Below are 22,982 nucleotides of genomic sequence, written 5' to 3'. Positions count from 1 at the left end.
GCCTCCAAAGTTCAGTATAATAAAAGATGAATATTACATATTGAATCGAATCATGAGGTTATGAAAGGTATAGTGCAGATGAATTTAGTTCATATAACAATGAACTGTATCGATAATCCTTCAACTCCCACCTCATGTTAGCCATATCATAAGTACTTGATGGCAGGTTGTAAACGATATCTCGCTAAATCAGGACTTGGGTCATATAAAAATGGTTTAGAAGTTGCGAAAATACAAGATGTATTAGATAATGATGTCTTGTTTGTAGGACGTAACAACGAATCAATGAACCAAGGAGGACTTCTTTGTTATGATAGATCAATATTTGTTTGATACACCGATTGACCGAATATCTACCGCTTCCGAGAAATGGGACGGGCTTGAGGCATTATTCGGTGTAGCAGATGCACTTCCTATGTGGGTAGCCGATATGGATTTTGCTGCTCCTCCATCTGTTATTGAAGCTTTACAGGCCCGGATGGGACACGGCATCTTTGGTTACACTCTGCGAACCGAGGCCTACCATGCAGCCGTCACAGACTGGATGCAACGCCGCCACAACTGGAAAATCCATGCGGACTGGATCGTATTCACGCCAGGGATCGTACCTGCGCTCAGTATAGCGGTACAACAATTTACTTCACCAGGGGATGCTGTAGTCATCCAGACACCCGTATATCCTCCGTTCTATGATGTCGTGAGAGATCAGGGACGGGAACTCATTACGAATCCACTGATCGAAGAACATGGGAAATACAGCATGGATCTGAATCATCTGGAGAGAAGTTTCCAGAATGGAAAGGTCAAAATGCTGATCCTGTGCAGTCCTCACAATCCGGTTGGACGAGTATGGAGCCGTGAGGAACTGGAGGCTCTTGCATCACTGTGTCTGAAATATAATGTGCTCATCGTATCGGATGAAATCCATGCTGATCTGGTGTATGAACGTGGAACACATACACCGCTAAGTCTGATCTCGGAAGCGATCGCAGCTCGCAGCATCATCTGCACAGCACCAAGCAAAACGTTTAATATCCCCGGATTAAGTTCATCAAACATTATCATTCCTAATGCCCAATTGCGGGAACAGTTCGCCAAAGGCGTGCGTACCATGGGTTTGTCCAGTATCAGCACACTAGGAGCCGTAGCAACCGAGGCGGCTTATAACGGTGGCGAAGACTGGCTTGATCAGTGTCTTGCCTACATTCGGGACAATATGGAATACGTGCAGCAATTTATTGCGGAGCATCTGCCTGGTATCCGTCTGTACCTTCCTGAAGCCACCTATTTGTTATGGGTCGATTTCCGGGAATTAGGATTGACTCATGCGCAATTAAGCAAGAAACTTCTTCATGAAGCAGGACTCGCATTCAATAACGGGGTTGTATTCGGCAAAGAATATGCCGGATTCATGCGCATCAACGTAGCCTGTCCACGTGCAACAGTTGAAGAAGCTATGCGCAGATTATTAGTTCTGGCCAATAAATAAATAAATAAAGGGTGTCCCGGTCGTCATGTCATGTTTTTTTCATGGTGAACCGCTGTGACACCCTTTTTTAAAATGGCGATTTAACTTGAATTCTTTGTATCTTTAGTTTTCTTTTTTATGAGCCTGAATAAATTGCACGGATGCCTGTAGCGCCTGCTGCGCTGCTTCACTCCCCAGATCGAACTGGTAATCATGTCCCAGCTTCTCCGAAGATGATTGAAAAAATAACGTTTCTGTCGTGACACCTTGACGCTCTAACACTTCTGCAAGTTCAATCGATTGTACGGTCAAAGGATCATCATTACCAGAAGTAATAAATGATGGTGGAAAGGCGGCTGTGGCCTGAAGGACCGTTGACATTTCGTCCAGATGTGGATCATTCTCGTATGCCTTGCTTCCCGTATATGACCAGAGAAACGTTCGCATAAACGGAAAGCCTGTACTCTCGACAGTACGCAATTGATATGGCCCACAGAACAAAAGTGTACCTCTTAACTGTTCAGGCTTCACTGATGGCGTTATATTCATTTGTTTTGCCAGATTGGGATTGGTAAGCAGCGCCGCAGTCTGACTTGCAATCTGGGCACCAGCCGAATTACCGGCAAGAAACAGGTTGCTCGGATCACCTTGATATTCACTCACATGATCTCTGATATATGTTAAAGCCTGATTGGTTTGCATTACGGGCACAGGGTATGTCGTATTCGGCGCAAGTGCATAATTCATGCTGACCACCACATGACCACGTTTGCTTAACTGCACCGCATAATCGGCTATGTCTTTTTTATCACCCATAACCCAGCCGCCGCCATGAACCCACAATATGACTGGCAAGGGTTTAGTTGCTGCGGAAGGATAATAAATGTCCAGCGTACTGTTGTTACGACCTCCATCTGCATAGGCCACATCGGTAACACGGGTTATCCCTTCCGAAATAAACGATGCCTTGTTGCTTTCATTTGTATTAAACAATGCAATCCCTGTCTTTAGCAAAAGTACTGTTATTCTGGGTGTGAAATGTGAGCCTACTCCTACAACACCGATAATCAGGAGCAATAAACTGATGGGAATCCAGTAACGCTTTCGTTTCAAACCCGTTCTGCTCTCTATATGCACCAGCCTGCACCTCGCTCCATGTTCAATGAATGGTTCTGTTATAGAGGTGTACGCACCAGAAAAAATCTAGTTTCTCCCATGCAATTTTCTTGCAGGATCAGGCTCATTCATTTGGATCTGTTGTGGATTTCTTGGCTTACTGTAACGTAGATCGTAGACACCTTTTGCTCTAACGTGTGAATATGTTGGCTCGCAACCGTCCATCTCTCAGCAGAAGAAACCAGGGAATTCAGGCTACTCAGCACACGTGAAGGCTCACCTTTTTTTAGGGTTTGTTTAAAGTTACGAAGCGCATCCGAATACCGTTCTCTGGACAAACTGACTTGTTTCTTGGCCGTTTGTATCTGCTTTTTTACAGCATTTGTGCCATTTAACATCGCTCGTAGCCGCTTCACCTCCTTATTTTTCCGCTTCCGTGCTTCAGCAAGGCTCAATTTCTTCGCACGAATATCCTCACGTGCCAATTGCACCAAGGGTTTTAGCGTGTCAGCCTGTGTACGAATGGCCGAACTCCACTCTTTGCTCTGGAGAGCCTTGGAAGCAGACAATTGTTTGTTCAGTGAGCTATAAAGTTTGAATAAAGGTTCATAACGTGCCTGCGTAAGTTCCACTGACTTCTGAAGAGCAGCCAGCTTCGCTGCATCGGTATTACTGATTGCCTTTCGAAGCTGCACCAACTCAGTAGCGTTCGCTGTATGTAATTGCTTGATCTTTTGTTCCCACATCTCTTTTTGGGAAATCCATTTCCCGGCACTTTCGTATGTCTGTAGTAAGGAACGTTCCGTTTGCGCATCTGCCTTATTCACTACTGTATTCCAGGCTTTCTGCGCAGTAACATTCAGCTCAATCCCTTCACCGTGAACTGTTGTTGCACTACATATCATTCCAATGCCGTACGTTGCAACAAACATTCTTCTTAAAACCGAATGGCCGACCAGTAGCTTTAACCAAAAATGAAAAAACTGCACCCACATTGACTGCCTCTTCCACGTTTCCATTGGTTGTCGAGGCAACGTAAATTGCTCTATCAATCGTTTCTTCTCCGGTCTTAAATACATCATCCTTCTGCACCCCTTTTTCTCAAAATTAGTATGGAAGTCCGCGACACTGTTCACCCTGTATATATCCAATAATCGTTCCGTTCAGCGTCCAGAGTAAAGTTCCCTTGCAGTTCGAGATTCAACGTCAGCGATCGTTCGGCGAACGACAAAAAAGCACCCGCAAGTCAGGCCTATGCCTGCTCTTACGGGTGCTTCCCTCTTGAGCCGTTCCATATTAGATTCAGTGATTCAACGAATCGCTTGGATCTTCACTTTTTCAAATATATTCCATATATTTCATTTGGTCAAGCTGAAGTAAAGAAAAATTTAAAGATCGATTAGAATGGCTCTCATATCCTCGGTAAGATCATCCTCTTCTAACATCATATAGACGTTCTGGCCTTTATTAAAATTAAGCTTGATCTGATAGAAGATACCCTGATCGGTGTAGTAACCTGATCTTTGCCGCTGGAGCAACTGGCTGATAATTTCTTTGTTCTTGGTGGCTACCTTCTTGTTTCCTTTTAGATTTTCATCTATGAATTGCGGGTCAGGATAGACATATATAGCTTTACCCGTGCTGTTAATCTCTTGTTTAATAAACTGGGCAGAAGCAACTTCATCTACAGAGACCTGCAACTGATCATACAATTTGTTCTCTTTGAGCCATGCAATTAAACGGGTGTAGGTTGGTTTAATCTCATATGTGGAGCTAAGATTAGGTTGATCCAAAATCTGCTTGGACGATAATCCATCCCGGTAATCTTGATAAACCTCAGCTGATGCATACGACTCCCAATGAGATTTTTGATCTTCATACGTTTGATCTAAAATTTCTGCTTTCAAGAGTGCCTTGAATTCACGAATGAGCTGCGGGTTACTGATGTATACAGCGCGATCACTAGTCAATCTTGACCGGATCCCAACGCTGCGAACGTCATCGTCGAGTGCATAGGTTCCATAACTGACTGCTTTATAATCTTCGAAGTTTTTCATATGCTCAAACTCTTGTTGAAAACGGCTCTCTTGAACGGTATATTGCCGCGATATTGTCTTTCCATTCTTCAATTTGTAGTCAACCCTGACGCTCTCTTGGTCAGGTATAATCCGGCTTTGTCCCTTCTCATTCAACGTCTGACGGGAATCTACAATTTTCTGATGAAGTACAAGAACAGCATCAATATATCCCATGTCATTAGAGTAGAATTGTTCATCATCCAGCTTTACAATCTGATTATCTACATAGATCGTATGGTCCCCGCCAATTCGAACCTTCTCGACGTTGTCTTTCGATGGCACATTTGTCGCATAACCATTCCAGTCTGCCACAGGCACGTAAAGAATAAGTGCAGTTGCAATTCCATATACAGCAAACTGTGGTAATAAGCTACTGTTCCAGATCAGCCAGGTTTTGCGAATGATCATCTCAGCTCCAATATAGCCCGCAACGCCTCCGATAATATACCCTGCAACGCCCCATATCCCGGAATCGCCCGGGGAAATCATTGAGAAATATGCACCACTAAGCAACACAACCGTGAACATAAATCCAAAACGGAAGATTGGTTTGACAATGCGAAATGCAATGGCTTGGGTTGCCGATTCTACATGGCGCTTACGGTAAAAGAGATACGATAGAACGATCATAAGTACAGTCATCCCAGCGTAAATACTCAGTTCGCCCCATCCAGGAATCGCATAACTGAGGCTGCTGACGCGGGAAATTGGAGAAATCGTCTCGATTTTGAATCGGAAAATGTTTTCCGGATAACCAAACAGATAATGCTTCAGATGCAGTCCAAAGACTCCCCAGAAAATCAAAGGAATCAGGCTGATGCCATATACAGTCAGACCCTGTAGAATAGATTGCCCGATACACATCCCTACCGCAACTGTCAGCGTAAACATGAAGAGAGAGACAATGCTTATGGTTACTCCCCACATCCAGATTGCACTGTCGTTAAAAACATAAGCGGGTTCATTCAGAGCTACGGACACCCACTTGGTAACTCCAGCCGTAATCCAGATGGGGACCAGAATCATTACATATCCGGTCATCAGGTTCATCGTGAGCAAATGTCTACGCTTCAGCGGCAGGCTGTGATATACATCCGCAGGCCCCCCTGCTTGAATGTAACGGAACAGGAACAAAGCCATCACAACCGGCACCGTAATTGCAAGAAACCAATGAAACTCCCCGTTTACTTTAAATAGAGTACTAATGTCCTCCGTATAATCTCGATACTCTGTGCCGATAAATAGCGGAAGCGTTAATAATAACAAGAGATAAACAATACCAAGCCATCCGTGCTGCCTGAAATTTTGGTACAGGATACCGCGGTTAAAGTATAATCGGTTGAATGTCATACCCGGCACCCTCCATTTCATAGATAAAAATCTCCTCCAGTGTCAGCGGCAACACATCCAGCAGATACGGATCATGCAAACGAAATTGCGCCGTAACATCTTCACGATGACCTTTAACAATATACAAAGAGACACTTCCTCTTTTTTCTTCATGCATAATATGAACCTGTTCTTTCAATAAATCAGCATGATCCGGGTGGCGGAAGGCAACCTGAATCTTGTGTGTATCAGCCTTAAGGTCATCCAGATCCTTCTGCACGATAATTTGGCCTTTGTGCATAATGGCTACATGATCACAGAGATCTTCAATCTCCCGCAAATTGTGGGAGGAGATGATAATCGTCACCTGACGCTCCGCCGCTTCCTGGAACAAGAGGTTTTTGATCTGCTGGCGCATGACAGGGTCGAGTCCATCAATCGGTTCATCCATAAGCAACACCTCAGGCATACAGCTGAGTCCCAGCCATACCGCAGCCTGACGGCGCATGCCTTTGGACATGCGATGAAGCTTGCGTTTTACATCTAATTTGAAGACAGCCCCGAGTTGGTTGAAACGTTCCTCACTCCAGCTTGGATAGATTGAGCGGTAGAATGCAGCCATATGCGTAATCGAAGATTGCGGGAAAAAGTTTGGTGAATCTGCCATGAAAATAGTGCGGCCTTTCAGGTCTAAATTTTCGTATACCTCGGCTCCGTTAATGCGCACTGTTCCACGGTCTTGACGATAAATACCGGCAATGATTTTGAGCAACGATGTTTTGCCTGCCCCGTTGGAACCGAGCAAACCATAGATCGACCCCTTATTTATGTACATAGTTACGCCATCGACAGCCTTTTCCTGTTCAAAAGCTTTGACGACTTGATTCAGCTCAATCATGGGGCACCTCCTTCTCTATACGGGCCATCGCTTCTTCGAATAAAAGAGTCATCTCCGCCTTGGATAAACCGGAAAACGAAGCTTCGGCAATCAGTTTCACCAAGGATTCTCTGATCTCGTCTTTCATAGCCTCCTTCGGATGTTCCACAGATGGTGATACGAAACTTCCTTTACCCTGCACGGAATATATATAACCTTCTCGCTCAAGCTCACGGTATGCCTTCTGAATTGTATTCGGGTTCACGGTGAGCTGTGTTGATAATGACCGAACGGAAGGAAGCTGCTCATCGGGTTTCAGAATACCGTATACGATCATTTCTTTGACTTTATCCACCAGTTGCTCATAGATCGCCTTCCGGCTACGTACATCCAATTCGAACATCCCGCACCTCCTTTCTTAACTTAGTATGTCGCCTTGCTTGTTTTGCTGATAGTGCACTCTCGGTGTACCATCTGTACTACTATTAATAATACAGTTAATACAGTTTGTCAATCTTTAACTTTAACTCCATGCCTGAATTAGGGAACAGTAAAATGTATATAAAACCAATCCATATGGTATAGTTGACATATAAAAAGGAAACAAGAAAACGATCATGTTATTTTCTAAAAGATCAGAGGGATATTCCTTTCGAATATAGTTTAGCGAGGGAGCATCTGATCACTTCTATAAATATCGTTCCTCCTTATTGAGCTGGTGCGAATATGCTCGAAACTGGACTTGGTGCGAATAAGCTCGAAAGATTGTTTTGCACCTGCTCCTTCGTTATGATGAGTTACAACGGCTTAGTATGAGTTAGGATGAATTAAGATGAGGTATAACAAGGTATGACGAGATATGAGTAAGATCAGTGAGGGTGAGATAGAGAGGTAGTTATGAGTTAGAGATGCGATGAGTTAAAATGATAGAATGAGTTAGGATGAGTCAGGGTGGGTTAGTGTGAGGTGGGAAGAGCTAAGATGGGATGAGTTAGAGTCAGTGTGAGTGTGAGTGTGATGAGTGAGTGTGAGTAACAGTATGGTGGAAAATTTTCATTTTGCTATTCGCTATTCGCTGTTCCGGCTTTTGGATAGGACATGATCGTGTTTATACCTTGTCCACTTGTCGTGTACATTTGAGGATTTTGTTTATCAAAAGGTGGACACTTTTCTTAAAAGAACACACTTCACCTACCAACCTACATATAGATCAAAAATAACAATTTTGATTTTCCCATCTATATATGGTCTTTTGGAGAGTACTGTCCACTCTTTGAAAGACAAAAAGAATGGATTTGTTTCCATACAGTGGACATTTATATATACAGAAATCTCTCAACGACTACAATTAAAATCGAGGTAAATAACCATGAACACAACAAAAGGTGCATTTTCAAATAAGGCCGCTTCTTCACGCATACTGATTGTAACGGCTGTGGACGCGGAAAAAGACGCCATCCTTCGCGGCTTGGGTGATGATGCCGCAACACAGTTTGATGTTATTGCAGCGGGCGTTGGCCCTGCCTCGGCCGCTGCCGGAACTGCCGCTGCCCTAGCTTTTGCTTCAGCAGCGGCACGTGAACTGGCGCACGGCACGGCCGCGCCAGAGGAACTTGATGCTGCGCAAGGCACAGCCGCATCTTCAGGGCCGGGGCCCGTTGCCGGGACCGGCGCCAGATCATCAGCCTATGGGCTGGTGATCAGTGCCGGCATCGGCGGCGGGTTCCCCGGCCGGGCAGACGTCGGCTCCCTCGTGGTAGCCGACGCCATGGTTGCAGCCGATCTGGGCTCGCAGACGCCAGACGGCTTCCTCTCTGTGGACGAGCTCGGATTCGGCTCGTCCCGTGTGGCTGCGGACGCGGTGCTTGCCGCGCGCCTGCGCCATGAGCTGCAGCTGGCAGGGCTCGCTGTCAGCGGAGGCACTGCGGTCACCGTGTCCACGGCGACCGGAACCGCGCAGACGGCCGCGGAGCTGTTGCGCCGCGTGCCGGATGCTGCCGCCGAAGGCATGGAAGGCTTCGGCGTAGCAACAGCTGCGCAGCAGTTCGGCCTGCCGGTGCTCGAACTGCGCGGTATTTCTAACGCGGTCGGTCCACGCGACCGCGACGCTTGGCGCATCAAGGATGCCCTGGATGCGCTCCAGGCAGCAAGTTCTATTTTACGGGAGGTTATCACATCATGAATATTGCTTTTTCCCCTTGTCCTAACGATACTTTTATCTTTCACGCTTGGGTACACGGTCTGATTCCTGGTGCACCTGAGCTTGACGTTCGCTATGCGGATATCGATATAACGAACGGTCTTGCTGCAAGTCCAATTGGACCAGACATTCCGGAAGTGATGAAAATCTCTTATGCGGCGCTACCTTATGTATTGGAAAACTATGCTTTATTACCTGCTGGCGGTGCTCTGGGCAGAGGCTGCGGCCCTTTGGTTTTAACAGCTGATGGAACAACTGACCCGTCATACCTGTCTGGACGACGTGTTGCCGTACCAAGCGAGCGCTCGACAGCCTATCTGTTATTCCGTCTATGGGCCGCGCAAAATGTTCCCGGCGGTGTAGGTGAAATTGTTGTCATGCCTTTTGATAAAATTATGCCTGCTGTCCGTGATGGTCAAATCGATGCCGGGCTGGTTATTCATGAAGCACGTTTTACGTACCAAAACTATAACTTGCAGCTGATGACTGACCTCGGTAACTGGTGGGAAAATGACACAGGCTTGCCGATTCCGCTCGGTGCAATTATTGCCCGCCGCGATCTGGATGCTCACGCATTGGCGGGCTGGGCACGTGCCTCTGTGGAGTACGCTTGGGCTCATCCTGAAGAATCGCAGACATATGTCATGGAGCATGCACAAGAGATGGATCCCAAAGTAGCCGCTCAACATATCGACCTGTACGTTAACGAATTCAGTGCTAACTTGGGTCAAGACGGCTATGCTGCGATTACGGCCCTGCTTGGTCGTGCCATGCAAGAAAAACTGGTTCCCGAGTTTGACTTGAACTTGCTAAAAATCTAACCTTCACGTTACGCTCTCTCTGTATTGGGAGATATATGTACAATTAAAATAACCACACATATGAATAGGGCAACGCCTCTCGCCACCTTTGTGACGTATTGGAGTTGCCCTTTATATTCGTTGGATTGGTTTTCGATTGGCTAGTTGTTGCTTGCCTGGTTATCAATATATCAGCAGTTTAATTACTTGTTTCCGTCTCCGACATAACCGTGCGAATCATCGATCGCAGTGCATCCAGCATCACTGGGAGTGGCAGAGATGGGACAGAAGGTGCCTGAACAGCCATTTCTGTCGAAGCCGGAAAATGAACAAAGCCTGCTCGCACAGACAACTGTTGCAACCGAATGTAATCGAGTATCCGGTACATCGTGTTATTACATATATACGTTCCTGCCGTATTGGAGACTGTTGCTGGTATGCCTATAGCTGACATATCATTGACCATCGCCCGGATAGGCAAGGTGGAAAATAAACCATCGGGACTTCCGGCTGCAATCGGCTCATCCACAGGGCGCTGCCCCTGATTGTCCGCATAAGATCCGGGCGGAATGTCCTTCACATTAATGGCGATGCGCTCTGGCGTAATTGCCGTTCTACCTTTTGCCAACCCGCAGGCAACAACAACATCCGGCTGAAAGGCCTGCATCTCTGCAATCAGCATGTCTGCACACTCATCAAAATTCACAGGTAGCAACACGGTTTTTAATACTGCTCCCTCGATCACATCATGCGCTAATGCTTCCATTAACGCTCCCGTCGGATTGACAGCATCACCGCCAAAAGGTTCAAACCCCGAAATCAGAAACTTCATCAACTGCTGCACTCCCTCCTGATGGACTAATCCAAATGCTACAACCTGCTTCGCCTAATTAGTAACGCTACTCTTCCGTTATACAACTGCAAGGCTTGTACAACTCCAGCGCCCCTTTTTAATCAACCCGCCAACCCTTTGTTTATTTCTGCGGATATAACAACAGATGCCATCACAATAAACTAACTGGACTACATCACTTAAAGAAAACACTCGCCATAAGCGTGGGACTTCTCACACGCCCGGCATTTCCAGCGTTCCATCCAGCTTGCGTGTATCTAAGTCACTATAAATAAGGCCTTTCCCATCACTAGCCAGCGACACTTACTCCGATCTGTAGCGCAATCCCCACTGCCGCCGAACCGTGTCCATCAGCTTCATGATCTCCAGGGATTCGTCCAGTTTCATGGTATGACTCTCTGTTCGACCTTGCAGAATGCAACGTCCCGCCTCTTCTGCTTCAAATGCGTACCCGAGACAAGTCCGATCATCCACAAACTTCTCTGGCTCGTCCTGTCCGTTCACATGTAAATAAGCTTCTTTGCCTGCGAGGAAAAAAGGCAGACGAATTCGGCCCTCCGTACCATAAATGACGGCCTCATTGTTCAGATTCAAACGAATGGCACCGCTTAGTGACGCCGAACGCCCCTCGGAATAAGACAACAATATAGAGAATTGCTCGTCCACACCCGTTTCCCCAATGTGTGCTGTGCTCCATACATGTTGAGGTTGTTCACCGAAGATCATCGACGCGAAAGAGATCGGGTAAACTCCGGCATCCAGTAGCGCACCACCGCCCAGATCGGGATTAAGCAGCCGCCCCTCCGGCTCCCAGCCGATGCGGAATCCAAAGTCTGCCTGCACCATCCGTACTTCACCAATACGACCTTCCGCAATCCATGCCCGTGCCTGTACAATCGGCGGCAGGAAGCGTGTCCACATGCCCTCCATCAGGAAAAGTTTCCGTTCTCGCGCCGTTTCCACGAGCGGCTCCAGTTGACGTGAGTTCATCGTAAACGGTTTCTCACAAAGTACCGCTTTGCCCGCTTCGAGGCAGGCCATCACATTTTCCTTATGTACCGGATGCGGCGTTGCCACATAGATGATATCCACCTCAGGGTCTCGCAGCAATTCATCATATGAAGCGTAAGCGCGTTCAAAACCGTATTCGGTTGCAAATTTCTCCGCACTACCTGCAGTTCGTGAACCAACCGCTGCTTTCACCGCATTTCCCGCATGTGCCAAATCCTTGGCAAACTGGGATGCAATCCATCCCGTGCCCATAATGCCCCATCGTACCTTATCCTGTCCCGCTGTCTGTGTCATACGTACATCCTCCCTACTACCAATTTGCGTATTACAAGGTTCATGATTCAGACCAGCCAACATGGTATCTCTCTTATTTTACCAAAAAGAAACGTTTTCGTCAGAAAAGCTTGCTTCCCTTTATCACATTTCAATTCCGCAACAGATTTGCTAAGATAACTTGGAGACACATAATGAGCACATGTACCCTGTTGAAGAACACAATGATCCCAATGAAAGGAAGGTACGCTATGATCTCTGAGCCAAATCAAGGCCATAACCGCATACCTTCAGATGACGAACTGACTGTACGCCCTAGCGGCAATTTAAATCATATAAATACACGTGCAACGGCTCGCAATGAACTTCACCAGTTCCTGGATCATGCCTTGGTTGAACTTCGCCGGGCAGAGCATGTTAACACACAGCAACGTTTCCGGTGGCAGACGGACGAACTCCCGAATCATACCTTCATCTATATACATCGCTTCACGGGAACACAGATTGTGGATGCAGAGCCATCCCGTGTTGTTCGCAAAGCGGCCTGTTTGTACCCACCCGGAACCCGTTTGGAACTTGTGTCGGATGTCGATCAAGATGCCGAGCTGTATATTCTTGAATTTGACCTGTTTCGAGTGACGGAGAAAACAGAAGCGAAGCGCATCTATGAACGTGAACTTCATTCACCTGTTGCCGGATGGATTCGAGGTCCCTTTTACGGCATTCAACGGATCGCTACCCAACTGATCGAACTTACACATCCCGATAACGAAACAGCATCCCGTGAAATCAAAGCACAATTACTATTAGCCGAGCTACTCTATCTACTCTGGCCTGAAGAACATGCAAGCCCTACGGATGAATCGGAGCAGGATGATCCGGAGTCCTGGTTAAAATCCACATTGCAATATATACAGCAGCATTATATGCATGAGATTAAGCTGGATACCTTAGCCGAACTGGCCGGCATGCATCCGTCGTATTATTCTCAACTGTTCAAAAGCCGAATGCACAAAAATCCGATCGAATACATTACTCATTTGCGTATGAACCGGGCGAAGGAAATGTTACTGACCTCCGATCTGCGTATTCGTGATGTCGCCCGTGAGGTCGGTTACCGTGACGAGTTTTATTTCAGCAGACGGTTTCGTAACTATGCCGGTTATGCTCCAACGGCTTATGCCAAGCAAGTTCATCGCAACATAGTGTCACTCTCTTATCCCTATACCGATCATCTGATGACACTTGGCATCACACCCTGTGCAGCACAGATTCAAGGCCTTCTGCCACATCTGCCCCGTTCGCTTACCATGCCTTTTCATGCCTATGAACCGTGGGAACAAGGACGGCAGGCATTTCTCGATGCGAATCCCGACCTGATTCTGACCAAAGATAACGCTACGGCTAAAGCGATGGAACATATTGGTGATGTTGCACCCATCATAACCATTCCATGGAACCAGACCGACATGTTCGGCCATTTGGAACAGATCGCTTCGATTGTAGACCGGACTCAGGCGGCCAAAGAATGGCTGGACAAGCATGAGCGCAAAGCAGAGCGTGCGCGCAAGAAGATCAAAGAAAAGGCTGGCAGCCTCACTGTAGCTGTAGGTACATTAACTTCCAAAGGGCCGCGGATGTACAGCCACCGTAACTTCGGTCATGTGTTTTACCGAACGCTACAACTCAATGCACCTCAGCGTATTCAGACGGAACTGAACGGCAAGGCTCCCGGAATCGGCTTCAACTGGATGCCTTTCACACCGGGAGAATGGGACGGTCTGGAAGCCGATGTGCTTGTACTTGCGACAGACAACCTGCATCACCCGGCAACATTATTGCAAAAATTAAAGAATGATCCGCTATGGAACAGCCATCCCGCCGTTCGCAGCGGCCGTGTGCATCTTGTAGATTGGAACGCTTGGGTTGTGTACGCTCCATATTCCATTAACATCCAGCTTGAGGAAGCGCTCTCGATGTTGACGAACAGGCCCGCACTTTTGTAATCTAAAAAATGTCCATTTCCCAAATCTTAATTTATGCCATGTACGGGCCTGGATTAAGATTTTATAATATTCACTAATTGATAATGATAATCAATAACAACGAAAGATGTTATTTGTTATAAAGGAGTGACCCGTATCCAACATCCGGGACTGCCTCATCGCCCGTCCATGACTCAACGATCTGCAGTCACCGTTGGGCTGATGTTTCTGTCTGCCATCGCGATCCTGCTGATCAGCATGTTTGTTGCCATCTCATTAGGAGCCAAAGGCTTAACACTGGAAACCGTGTGGACAGCCATTTTCCAGTACAACCCGGCTCTGACACCGCATCAGATCATTCATGAATTGAGACTGCCACGCGTGCTTGCTGCCGCTGTGATTGGAGCAGCTTTTGCTGTAGCCGGAGCCTTGATGCAAGGCATTACCCGTAATCCACTGGCCGACACCGGCATCCTTGGCATTAACGCTGGAGCAACGTTTGTCGTCGCATTAAGCTTTGCGTTCTGGCCGGGATTATCTTATGGATGGATTATGCTTTTATCGTTTATAGGAGCCGTGCTCGGTACATTGCTCATCTTTCTGCTGGGCATGGCTGCCCCAGGGGGCTTGAGCTCCATTAGGCTCACGGTGGCTGGTGCAGTGATTGCCGCAATGCTCGGTTCTCTGAGCACAGGAGTAGCCATTTATTTTGATCTGAGCCAGGATCTGGCCTTCTGGTATGCGGGAGGTTTTGGAGGTATTGAATGGCGCCATCTGAAACTGATTCTTCCGGTGTTGCTGCTCACACTACTATTAACCATGCCGATCGCACGTCGTGTTTCGCTGATGTCTCTGGGGGAAGAGGTCGCCATTAATCTCGGGATGAACCTGCGCTGGACTCGCTTTCTTGCTCTTGCCGCTGTCGTTGTGCTCGCAGGGGTGTCCGTCTCCGCTGTAGGTTCGATTGGATTTGTAGGGTTGGTTATCCCTCATATCTCCCGTAAACTGGTTGGCGTAGACTATAGGCTCATCATTCCGATGTCTTCCCTGCTCGGGGCGATTCTACTTGTGCTCGCTGATCTCGGGGCACGCATCGTGAATCCGCCTCAGGAACTGGCGGTAGGTATTATGGTCGCTTTTGTCGGTGTACCGTTCTTCCTCTATCTAGCCCGTAAAGAAAGGAGGGCTTTGTAGTGAAGAAACAGGGAATGAAACTCCTCTTCAGATCCCCTTTAGAGAAGTTTAATCAGACCTCTCGGGGCAAAAGAGCCGTACTTATCAGCTCTGTTCTGCTGTGTCTCGCAACATTGGTGATTCTCATCAGTCTGAATACAGGCACAGTTCGCGTATCCCCACTGGCCGTGGTGCAGACCTTGCTGGGACAAGGGAGCGAACAGGATCAGATCATCCTGTTTGACTACCGATTGCCCCGCATTCTGGTTACCGTTCTTGCCGGAGCTGGATTGGGTATTGCAGGTGCTGCGCTGCAAGGCATTACACGTAATGCACTTGCCGATCCGGGGATTCTGGGCTTGCATGCCGGGGCGGCTTTTGGGCTAATGATTTTTGTCAGCCTGTCGTTCAGCATGGATACCTCAGTAGCACTGTTGATCCCACTCTTTGCTTTTGCCGGCAGTGTAGCTGCAGCGCTGATTATTATGCTACTGTCCTATGATCGAAACAGCGGCGTATCACCAATTAAACTGATTCTGGTCGGCATTGCTGTTGCTGCTGGATTTCATGCGCTTACGCTCTATCTGTCGCTACGTCTCGACGAGGACACGTATTCCTTCGCTGCACGCTGGCTTGCAGGCAGTGTATGGGGTCGAGACTGGATTCATGTCCAGGCTTTGTTACCTTGGACCGTAATCTGCATCGCCTATATCTGGAGCCGTTCCAAAACGTTGGACGCCTTCCATCTAGGCGATGCCGCTGCGACCAGCATCGGCACACCTGTGCGCTCGCGGCGCATCCTGCTTCTGCTCTGTGCCGTTGCCTTATCTGCGGTCAGCGTATCTGTCGCTGGAGGTATTGGCTTCATTGGACTCGCCGCCCCGCATCTGGCCCGCAGACTGGTCGGGCCACTGCACCGGCACTTGATTCCCGCCGCAGGACTGATCGGCATGGTGATTCTGGTAACGGCCGATACGGTCGGCCGGACAATATTTGCACCAAATGCCATACCAGCGGGTGTTGTTGTAGCCGCGATTGGCGCGCCCTATTTTTTATACCTGCTGGTACGAACGAAATAAAGCTATCCAAAATATGAATTTCATCCATGAGATGTTTAAGGAGAACGCGAATTATGTTTATGTTGAAGAAAAATCTTATGCTTATGCTTATGCTAACGATCAGTTTGGTGCTGGTACTTGCAGCCTGCGGAACGGCCAAAACGTCCACATCGGGCGCGAACGATTCAAACACCAATGCTAACACAAACACCTCCGCAGACGATTCAAATAGCACTGCTGCTTCAGGTGCACCACGTATCGCTTCCATGTCCATCCACCTGACCAATGATTTGCTGTCCCTCGGGATCACGCCTGTCGGTTCTGTCATCGGCGGGGAAGCGAAAGGTTTCCTGTCCCATGTGGCTGATCGCCTGAAAGATACAACGCCACTTGGCCCGGTCAAGGACCCTGATATGGAAGCACTGCTTGCACTTAAACCGGATGTCATCTATCTGGATGAGGAATTCTCCGGTGACGATGTGGCCAAATTCGAAAAAATTGCACCTGTACATGTGTTCAATCTGGACAACGGCACATGGCGGGATCACCTGAAAGAGATTGGCAAACTGGTAAATCGCGAGAAAGAAGCGGAGCAGTATATTCAGGACTATGAGACAGAAACAAAAGAAGTCCAATCACTGATTCATGATCAGATCGGTGACGGCACTGTCATGGCTATTCGTGTCACAGCCAAGGAATTACGCGTATTCAGCACACGCCGTCCTATGGGCCCTATTTTGTACGATGATCTCGGACTGACTCCAGCCAAAGGCATCAAAGACATGGATACCTCCAAGCCATATCAGGTCGTATCCCGTGAAGTGTTGCCAGACTATGATGCCGATGCGATCTTTGTCGTGGTTAACTCAGATGATGAAGCCCAAACGATGTTCAAAGAGCTGCAAAGCAATCCAATCTGGCAAGGGCTGAAAGCGGTCAAAGCAGGCCACGTGTACCCGATCGGGGCACAGCCTTGGCTTGATTACTCTTCCATCGGGAACAAAATGGCTATGGATGAAGCAAAAGAGATGTTTTCCAAAAAATAAACCAAGCTTCGCCTATTCATAAAAACAACAAAAAACCTCGCTTCAGTAACGGAAGTGCGATTGCGAGAGCACAGGGCATATGATTCATGCTCCGAGCTTAATGAATACAGGGATCAGACTTCGTAATAGTCTTACTCCCTGTACCTCGCACGCTTCCTTACCCAGCTGAGGTTTTTTCTTTTAGATACAACATACCGATTGTACTCGATCATACTGTGCATACAACGATCTCAATATCCATCTCCGCAAACGTATTCTGAATAATTACGCTGACCTTCTCCCACTTCAATCTGTCCAACCCGCAACCGATTCGAGGCATAGCCAGCCCAGTAATTCCCTGTTCTAAGCAGACATCCCGCATAGACTCAACCGCCTGGGTTAATGATGCATACGTAGGTTTATTCGAAAATTTGGCTTTGGTCACAAGATTCAGCGTCCTTCCAACCGGATAACATCGCCCAATCTCCAGCGGCTCCAGCTTCGCTTGCTCCTGAAGAGTCCGTAGATCAAACCGCTCTCTGAATTGCACCGCGATTCCTTTACCCATTCTCGCATCGGCGGATATGCAGTGTGCCAGCGCATAGTGATGCTCTAGTTCAAACAAATCCTGCTGTCGTTCATGAAATTGCATGTTAGTTCCCCTTTCTATGACATGACGTCCGTGCTTTCTCCTACTTCACCTGCTCACACTCATGCTAGCAGACGCTTGAAGGTCTCCAACGTTCGCTGTCCTGCACTCCGGTCATATATGGCAAATACGATGTGATCAAAGTAGTCCCTGTATCCTTCTTCATCCAAAACCTCGGCAATATACGATGCCACCTGTGCCGGTTCATTCCGGAACACACCACAGCCAAAGGCCCCAAGTACGATAGTTCTATGACCTTGTACAGCGGCAACCTCCAATATATATCGAATGCGTTGCTTCATGACCGACTTGATCTCTGCATCTGTTGCTTCCTTCCGCTCTTTGACTACACCTGTATTTACCGCTGGAGCGGTGATAAAGGCCGTTGTGTAATATTGATCCAGCAATCGGTCGTAGTCGTCACGGATCACGGGAACATCTGGAGAATAGATCATATGGTCTGAATAGAGGCACGTACGTTGCTTGCGATTGTACTCATACATCTCTGTCATCTGGGCAATACATGGATATAGCCCTGTTGCCCGTGCCAAGCTTTCCTCCTGAGCCTGACTTCCACCAAGGAAACCACCACCCGGATTTTTGGCCGATGCAAAATTCAGACAAACTACATCCGTTCTGCCTTCCTCTAAGGTTAGACGCGCTGCTGCTGCCAGCGTCGTTTCACCGGTTACTTCCATCCGGGCCGGGTTTCCTCCTTTGCGCAATTTCTCCCCTAGTTGAGAAAGCTCCGAGGGCCTATAGAGAACTGAATTTTGAATGGCTTGCTCCATGTCTTTCTTGATATGAACAGCACGATCATAACCGTTTACATACACGCCTTCCTCCAGAATCTCCAGCGTCTGATGTGCTATACGTGAGCGTCCGGAACGAGAGCTAACGCCAGTCTTATCTGTTGATGCGTTAGAATTACGAGACCCGGTGGTCGTATTATTTGAATTACTGATGTTGCTGTGTTTGTTTTGTTTATCGAAGTTACTCATGTCGATCCCTTCCTATCTCTTCTCTCAGACGAGTAAGAATCTCACCTAGCCAGTTCGTTCCTCGCCATGTTTTTCGGTTACGAATACGCGGATCTTCCTCCGCCAGCCCCACACCCCAGATCCGATCATCCGGGCTTGCCTCTACAAGTGTTGTGCCTTGGGTGGCGAGCAAAGCCGCCAGTAAATCCTCGTTCTGTGTAAATTTTGCCTGATTGCCTTCATAGACAATGCGCTGGCACTCGCTTTCCCATATGGTCTGGTCGAAACCTGTGACCTGGCGCCCCAGCTTTTTTTGTACCGAAGCCGAACGGGTCTTCATGATTTTATCCGCAATCTGTTGATCGCCAAAGAGCAGTGCTTTCTGATGCATCATATATTGCTCTGCACTTGTATACTGAACCCCGTCCACCGTAAAATCAGCCTTAAACCACTGGGAGAACGGCGATGCTGTCTGCCAGAAAAACGTAAACTTTTCCATACATATCACCTCTTACTTCGTTCCATTCCAAACGATTGCTTACATCCTTCGGATTGAACTATTTCTACTCATGACTAACTCCAACTACAGTACTTCTCTCTCCGGATTTAATCGGTACAGCCGGGATGGCCGATGACCCGCACTGCTTGTATATTCCCCCGTTTCAATCACCCAGTCTGCCATTTTGCGCCGAAATGCAGCTGCCAACAGTTTTCTGCCGCTAATAATCTCATACACTTTCTGCAACGCCGTTAACGTGAATTTCTCCGGCATCAGATTAAACGCGATATCCGTATATTCAATCTTGGAACGTAGCCGCTCCAGCGCGTAATGAATAATTTGGGCATGGTCGAATGCGATCCCTTGAACATCCACCAAACTCAACTTGCTGTTCCGCACTCGCCCTTCTACCTGCTCTGTGGTCTCCACAGTGGCTGACAACTGTTCTGTTTCATTGCTCAAAATAAGCTGCAATCTGCGCCCTGTTACCCGGCCGCGTTCATGAATATGACGTTTCTCTTCAATGAGTTTCTGCTCTACCCGGAACCAGCTTGCGTCGCTGGCATCATCACCCGCCTGAAGCTCCAGTTCACTGCTGTCCACCAGAGCCATATAAGAGCAACTAATGACCCGTGTGCGCGGATCGCGGCCTACATCTCCCCATGTATACAGCTGTTCCAGATAGATACCGTCCAGTCCTGTCTCCGTATGCAATTCCCGACGGGCAGCATCCTCCAGTGATTCATCCATGGAGACAAATCCCCCTGGCAGTGCCCATTGCCCCAGGTAGGGGTGACCTCCCCTGCGAATCAGCAGTAAACCAAGCTCCGGTTCCGCCAGCTTACGGTAATTTTCCTGTTCTCCGCTTCGAATCGTAAATACGAGCATATCCACAGTAACCGAGGGACGTTCGTATTCTCCGGCATCATAGGTTTTTAAAAACTCTTCCTCGCTAATGTTGACTGGATCAAACGCTTTGTCTCCATGAGACATGGTTCATACACCTCATCCTGTTATTAACAATATGTTATTAACAATTCGTTAATAACAATGTAGCATACTCGTAGGGAGCAGGTCAAATCTTCCATAAAGCCAAAAAGCCGCCACCTTTGCTCTACACTTTCATAGCAAAGGTGGCGGTTAACACACCCGTTTAATATTCCATAGAATTTATAACGCGGTGCAGTCTCAGAGACCCACCTAATCTTTCTTAAAACACGCTATCCGGAACGTAGTATATTTTCTGCCCACTGGATTTATTTCCTGGATCGGCAACAATCAGAAAGTAGACGTTCCCGTTCTTGTTTTGTACACCCTCGATTTCGTGTTTTCCGACATTCGTTATTTTTACAAGAGACTGATACACGCCTGAACTGGAAATTTTAGCAATCTGAGGTGTATCTCCTTCGGCCCCGCCGGATGTAAATATTTGAGTCTTACCGAGCAAGTCTACTCCTTGGAATGACCCATTTGGCCGAATTATTCCGCTGCCCGACTGCGTGAAACTGGAAACAGCCGCCTTAATTGCCGCAGGGCTGTCCATGCGAACCTGCTTGTTTTGATCAAGCAACCTGTTTAATGCAGCCGTATCATACACAGACCAGACTACCTTATCCGTGTTGGACTTTCCGCCTTCCCTCGTTTGAATTCTGAACACGGTGTAGTTGCTGTTGCCACCGCCATCCACTCGGTATGTCGTTCCCTGTTTCGTACCCTTTTTATTCGCATAGTTCATATAAGTAAACCGATGAAGGTCGGTATAATCTACAGTTTTGCCAGCAGCATATTGAAGTCTAGCTACTTGAAGTGACCAGACGTTATCAGATGATGAATCCGCTTTGGAGCTAAAATAAAAATAGTTCGCTCCGTTGTACGTATACATATCCAGCGTCTGGCAATGCCCGCTGTTCGTAATCGTCATATGATCCACGTATTCGGCATTATTGCCTTTGATTAGTAGTCTGGATAGTTGACATGTCGTATTCACCCGCTGCGTTACGTATACGTATTTGTCTGCTATATAAGCCTTCTGCACCACCCGGTTAAATTTGAGTCCTTTGAGGTTATAAGCCAGTTTTGCTGAAGCATTTACGGTTTTTCCTGGAGAAGCTGCAATAGCCGGGACCACAGACATCATAAATAGCATTACTGCCAGAAAAGCGGCTACGATCGTTTTCCACTTCATTGTTGCAAGGTTGAGAGATTGTTTTTTAATCACACAGGTGCCTCCTTTTTCATTAAGTATGGAATACATCGGATATGTTAGGTGGTCTCTGAGACGATACCGCATTCAATAGATAGTACCATATTTTCCAAATTACGAATCATAAATTGCACATCACGAAACTACTACTTCTCCAAGAACCTAATTTCCTTTAAAATTGAATAATTCTTTTTAGTACATTTGTGTTATATTGTTTTTAATTCATATGTACCAAAAAAAGGAGGACTTCATGAAACGAATTGCCCTACTCGATATTCTTAGGGGTTTTGCAATTATTGGCACCTTGGGAACCAACATCTGGATTTTTGCTTACCTTGGTGATCTGAACCTGGTATTCGGTAACGTGCTTGAGCCGTGGTGGAGTTCAGGAGATCGCCTGATGCAGACGATCATGCTCATCTTGGTGAATGGAAAATTTCTTGGTATGCTCACTTTGCTATTCGGAGCCGGCATGGAATTGAAACGCCAAAAAGCAGCTCGTGAAGGCTACGCATGGCCCGGTGTCTATATCTGGTCATGTGCACTTCTGCTGCTGGACGGACTATTGCACTATATTTTGGTAATGGAATATGACGTATTGATGAGTTATGCCATTACTGGCATGATTGTTTCGCTGATTATTCACCGCTCCAGGCGCTTTATGCTAACGATGATGGTGATTGCAGGAGGCATACATGTGATCGGCGTTACGGGAATTACAGCCTTGCTGGCATTTGAATCCGGTTCATCCTTCAACGGTATGGATACTCTTACACAACTGTACGCTTCTGGAACGTGGTGGGAACAAGTGCTGTTCCGGTTGCATAACTTTGGTTTTTTCCGTGCAGAATCGATAGCTATTATCCCACTGAATGTTTTTCTCTTTCTACTAGGAGCACTGCTTATGAGAACGGGAGTATTTTCTAACGACGAGTCCGGACGCCGTAAGCGCCGTAAACTGATGATGATCGGGCTTGCGGCAGGTATTCCTCTAAATCTGCTGTTGCTTGTTCCCGGTGGAATTATGGATGTTTGGGTACGCTATATCAGCGCGCCAGTACTGACCCTCGGTTATCTCGGAATTATTGCTTATGGATTGGAAAAAGGTCTTTTCCCCAAGCTGTTCGAGCGTTTCGGTGAAATTGGCAAGATGGCGCTGAGTTGTTATATCGTACAGAATATCATCGCCTCTGTGCTCTTCTATGGATGGGGACTCGGTCTGGGCGGACGCCCATCTTCTCTATTTATTTTGCTGATATGGCTTGGCATTTGTGTGTTATTAATGCTATTCTCACACCTCTGGCTACGCAAATATCCACTAGGTCCAATCGAATGGTTGTGGCGCAGGTTGTCGATCTCCCCTTCTCCCAAACCCGGAAGTACGTCTCAAGACACATCTGTATAA

The 22,982-nt window shown here is 47.3% G+C and carries 20 protein-coding genes; 8 read left to right on the top strand and 12 right to left on the bottom strand.

The features are described from left to right. The first annotated feature begins 310 nt into the window (after nucleotides 1-310). Nucleotides 311-1,489 carry a MalY/PatB family protein gene (locus tag ACT89M_RS05600; RefSeq protein ID WP_487345051.1) on the top strand — a complete coding sequence of 393 codons (1,179 nt, stop codon included), beginning with the start codon at nucleotides 311-313 and terminating at the stop codon, nucleotides 1,487-1,489. Nucleotides 1,490-1,591: 102 nt separating this feature from the next. Here ACT89M_RS05600 and ACT89M_RS05595 read toward each other — a convergent pair whose 3' ends face one another. The 5 genes from ACT89M_RS05595 to ACT89M_RS05575 all read right to left on the bottom strand — a co-directional run bounded on the left by ACT89M_RS05595 (nucleotide 1,592) and on the right by ACT89M_RS05575 (nucleotide 7,271). After that, nucleotides 1,592-2,581, bottom strand: a complete 990-nt coding sequence (locus ACT89M_RS05595) for an alpha/beta hydrolase (RefSeq protein WP_487345050.1) — start codon at nucleotides 2,579-2,581, stop codon at nucleotides 1,592-1,594. Between the two features lie 131 nt (nucleotides 2,582-2,712). Next, on the bottom strand, nucleotides 2,713-3,666 hold the full coding sequence (locus ACT89M_RS05590; protein ID WP_487345049.1) for a hypothetical protein: 954 nt from the start codon (nucleotides 3,664-3,666) through the stop codon (nucleotides 2,713-2,715). Between the two features lie 306 nt (nucleotides 3,667-3,972). Further along, complete coding sequence (locus tag ACT89M_RS05585) at nucleotides 3,973-6,033, bottom strand: hypothetical protein (protein WP_487345048.1); 2,061 nt, start codon at nucleotides 6,031-6,033, stop codon at nucleotides 3,973-3,975. Continuing rightward, nucleotides 5,987-6,889, bottom strand: a complete 903-nt coding sequence (locus tag ACT89M_RS05580) for an ABC transporter ATP-binding protein (protein WP_154890721.1) — start codon at nucleotides 6,887-6,889, stop codon at nucleotides 5,987-5,989. The genes ACT89M_RS05585 and ACT89M_RS05580 overlap by 47 nt, the downstream gene beginning before the upstream one ends. Further along, a complete protein-coding gene (locus ACT89M_RS05575; protein WP_090917764.1) occupies nucleotides 6,882-7,271 on the bottom strand; it encodes a GntR family transcriptional regulator in 390 nt (129 codons plus the stop codon). Before ACT89M_RS05575 ends, ACT89M_RS05580 begins: the two co-directional genes overlap by 8 nt. Before the next feature lie 966 nt (nucleotides 7,272-8,237). On the opposite strand from ACT89M_RS05575, the gene ACT89M_RS05570 reads away from it, so the two are divergent. Together ACT89M_RS05570 and ACT89M_RS05565 are read left to right on the top strand one after the other, a co-directional pair. Then, a complete protein-coding gene (locus tag ACT89M_RS05570) occupies nucleotides 8,238-9,050 on the top strand; it encodes a futalosine hydrolase (protein WP_154890720.1) in 813 nt (270 codons plus the stop codon). After that, a complete protein-coding gene (locus tag ACT89M_RS05565; protein ID WP_154890719.1) occupies nucleotides 9,047-9,889 on the top strand; it encodes a 1,4-dihydroxy-6-naphtoate synthase in 843 nt (280 codons plus the stop codon). Before ACT89M_RS05570 ends, ACT89M_RS05565 begins: the two co-directional genes overlap by 4 nt. Before the next feature lie 178 nt (nucleotides 9,890-10,067). Here ACT89M_RS05565 and ACT89M_RS05560 read toward each other — a convergent pair whose 3' ends face one another. Continuing rightward, a complete protein-coding gene (locus tag ACT89M_RS05560) occupies nucleotides 10,068-10,700 on the bottom strand; it encodes a pyroglutamyl-peptidase I (RefSeq protein WP_253500307.1) in 633 nt (210 codons plus the stop codon). Nucleotides 10,701-11,024: 324 nt separating this feature from the next. Beyond that, nucleotides 11,025-12,026, bottom strand: coding sequence for a Gfo/Idh/MocA family protein (locus ACT89M_RS05555; protein ID WP_154890718.1), 1,002 nt, complete (start codon nucleotides 12,024-12,026; stop codon nucleotides 11,025-11,027). A gap of 230 nt (nucleotides 12,027-12,256) precedes the next feature. On the opposite strand from ACT89M_RS05555, the gene ACT89M_RS05550 reads away from it, so the two are divergent. From ACT89M_RS05550 to ACT89M_RS05535, 4 genes are all read left to right on the top strand, one after another. Next, nucleotides 12,257-14,011, top strand: coding sequence for a helix-turn-helix domain-containing protein (locus ACT89M_RS05550; protein WP_308722364.1), 1,755 nt, complete (start codon nucleotides 12,257-12,259; stop codon nucleotides 14,009-14,011). A 201-nt stretch (nucleotides 14,012-14,212) separates the two neighbouring features. Continuing rightward, on the top strand, nucleotides 14,213-15,184 hold the full coding sequence (locus ACT89M_RS05545) for a FecCD family ABC transporter permease (protein ID WP_253500309.1): 972 nt from the start codon (nucleotides 14,213-14,215) through the stop codon (nucleotides 15,182-15,184). A gap of 14 nt (nucleotides 15,185-15,198) precedes the next feature. Beyond that, on the top strand, nucleotides 15,199-16,242 hold the full coding sequence (locus ACT89M_RS05540; RefSeq protein WP_154890929.1) for a FecCD family ABC transporter permease: 1,044 nt from the start codon (nucleotides 15,199-15,201) through the stop codon (nucleotides 16,240-16,242). A 62-nt stretch (nucleotides 16,243-16,304) separates the two neighbouring features. After that, the gene (locus ACT89M_RS05535; RefSeq protein WP_154890928.1) at nucleotides 16,305-17,267 is read left to right on the top strand and encodes an iron-hydroxamate ABC transporter substrate-binding protein; all 963 of its coding nucleotides are present in this window, start codon (nucleotides 16,305-16,307) and stop codon (nucleotides 17,265-17,267) included. 208 nt (nucleotides 17,268-17,475) lie between these two features. Here ACT89M_RS05535 and ACT89M_RS05530 read toward each other — a convergent pair whose 3' ends face one another. The 5 genes from ACT89M_RS05530 to ACT89M_RS05510 form a co-directional block, all read right to left on the bottom strand. Beyond that, nucleotides 17,476-17,898, bottom strand: coding sequence for a macro domain-containing protein (locus tag ACT89M_RS05530; protein WP_154890716.1), 423 nt, complete (start codon nucleotides 17,896-17,898; stop codon nucleotides 17,476-17,478). A gap of 59 nt (nucleotides 17,899-17,957) precedes the next feature. Continuing rightward, nucleotides 17,958-18,896, bottom strand: a complete 939-nt coding sequence (locus ACT89M_RS05525) for a TIGR02452 family protein (RefSeq protein WP_154890715.1) — start codon at nucleotides 18,894-18,896, stop codon at nucleotides 17,958-17,960. Then, on the bottom strand, nucleotides 18,889-19,374 hold the full coding sequence (gene ybiA, locus ACT89M_RS05520; RefSeq protein WP_154959808.1) for a riboflavin biosynthesis intermediates N-glycosidase: 486 nt from the start codon (nucleotides 19,372-19,374) through the stop codon (nucleotides 18,889-18,891). The genes ACT89M_RS05525 and ybiA overlap by 8 nt, the downstream gene beginning before the upstream one ends. A gap of 84 nt (nucleotides 19,375-19,458) precedes the next feature. Beyond that, nucleotides 19,459-20,367, bottom strand: coding sequence for an NUDIX hydrolase (locus ACT89M_RS05515; RefSeq protein ID WP_154890713.1), 909 nt, complete (start codon nucleotides 20,365-20,367; stop codon nucleotides 19,459-19,461). A gap of 217 nt (nucleotides 20,368-20,584) precedes the next feature. After that, nucleotides 20,585-21,559, bottom strand: coding sequence for a helveticin J family class III bacteriocin (locus ACT89M_RS05510; protein WP_154890927.1), 975 nt, complete (start codon nucleotides 21,557-21,559; stop codon nucleotides 20,585-20,587). A 268-nt stretch (nucleotides 21,560-21,827) separates the two neighbouring features. On the opposite strand from ACT89M_RS05510, the gene ACT89M_RS05505 reads away from it, so the two are divergent. Continuing rightward, nucleotides 21,828-22,982 (top strand): DUF418 domain-containing protein, encoded by a 1,155-nt coding sequence (locus ACT89M_RS05505; RefSeq protein WP_221790733.1) that lies wholly within the window; start codon nucleotides 21,828-21,830, stop codon nucleotides 22,980-22,982.

Source organism: Paenibacillus sp. NN59, from assembly GCF_057597225.1.
Note: the sequence above shows the minus strand (reverse complement) of the source record. Positions and strands in the feature narration are given on the sequence as shown.

What these genes read in the sequence shown, in the direction of transcription:
- ACT89M_RS05540 (WP_154890929.1), top strand. Translation starts at nt 15,199, where the DNA reads ATGAAACTCCTCTTCAGATCCCCTTTAGAGAAGTTTAATCAGACCTCT.
- ybiA (WP_154959808.1), bottom strand. Translation starts at nt 19,374, where the DNA reads ATGGAAAAGTTTACGTTTTTCTGGCAGACAGCATCGCCGTTCTCCCAG.
- ACT89M_RS05575 (WP_090917764.1), bottom strand. Translation starts at nt 7,271, where the DNA reads ATGTTCGAATTGGATGTACGTAGCCGGAAGGCGATCTATGAGCAACTG.
- ACT89M_RS05585 (WP_487345048.1), bottom strand. Translation starts at nt 6,033, where the DNA reads ATGAAATGGAGGGTGCCGGGTATGACATTCAACCGATTATACTTTAAC.
- ACT89M_RS05600 (WP_487345051.1), top strand. Translation starts at nt 311, where the DNA reads ATGATAGATCAATATTTGTTTGATACACCGATTGACCGAATATCTACC.
- ACT89M_RS05525 (WP_154890715.1), bottom strand. Translation starts at nt 18,896, where the DNA reads ATGAGTAACTTCGATAAACAAAACAAACACAGCAACATCAGTAATTCA.
- ACT89M_RS05570 (WP_154890720.1), top strand. Translation starts at nt 8,238, where the DNA reads ATGAACACAACAAAAGGTGCATTTTCAAATAAGGCCGCTTCTTCACGC.
- ACT89M_RS05515 (WP_154890713.1), bottom strand. Translation starts at nt 20,367, where the DNA reads ATGTCTCATGGAGACAAAGCGTTTGATCCAGTCAACATTAGCGAGGAA.
- ACT89M_RS05580 (WP_154890721.1), bottom strand. Translation starts at nt 6,889, where the DNA reads ATGATTGAGCTGAATCAAGTCGTCAAAGCTTTTGAACAGGAAAAGGCT.
- ACT89M_RS05505 (WP_221790733.1), top strand. Translation starts at nt 21,828, where the DNA reads ATGAAACGAATTGCCCTACTCGATATTCTTAGGGGTTTTGCAATTATT.
- ACT89M_RS05550 (WP_308722364.1), top strand. Translation starts at nt 12,257, where the DNA reads ATGATCTCTGAGCCAAATCAAGGCCATAACCGCATACCTTCAGATGAC.
- ACT89M_RS05560 (WP_253500307.1), bottom strand. Translation starts at nt 10,700, where the DNA reads ATGAAGTTTCTGATTTCGGGGTTTGAACCTTTTGGCGGTGATGCTGTC.
- ACT89M_RS05545 (WP_253500309.1), top strand. Translation starts at nt 14,213, where the DNA reads ATGTTTCTGTCTGCCATCGCGATCCTGCTGATCAGCATGTTTGTTGCC.
- ACT89M_RS05565 (WP_154890719.1), top strand. Translation starts at nt 9,047, where the DNA reads ATGAATATTGCTTTTTCCCCTTGTCCTAACGATACTTTTATCTTTCAC.
- ACT89M_RS05530 (WP_154890716.1), bottom strand. Translation starts at nt 17,898, where the DNA reads ATGCAATTTCATGAACGACAGCAGGATTTGTTTGAACTAGAGCATCAC.
- ACT89M_RS05555 (WP_154890718.1), bottom strand. Translation starts at nt 12,026, where the DNA reads ATGACACAGACAGCGGGACAGGATAAGGTACGATGGGGCATTATGGGC.
- ACT89M_RS05510 (WP_154890927.1), bottom strand. Translation starts at nt 21,559, where the DNA reads ATGAAGTGGAAAACGATCGTAGCCGCTTTTCTGGCAGTAATGCTATTT.
- ACT89M_RS05590 (WP_487345049.1), bottom strand. Translation starts at nt 3,666, where the DNA reads ATGATGTATTTAAGACCGGAGAAGAAACGATTGATAGAGCAATTTACG.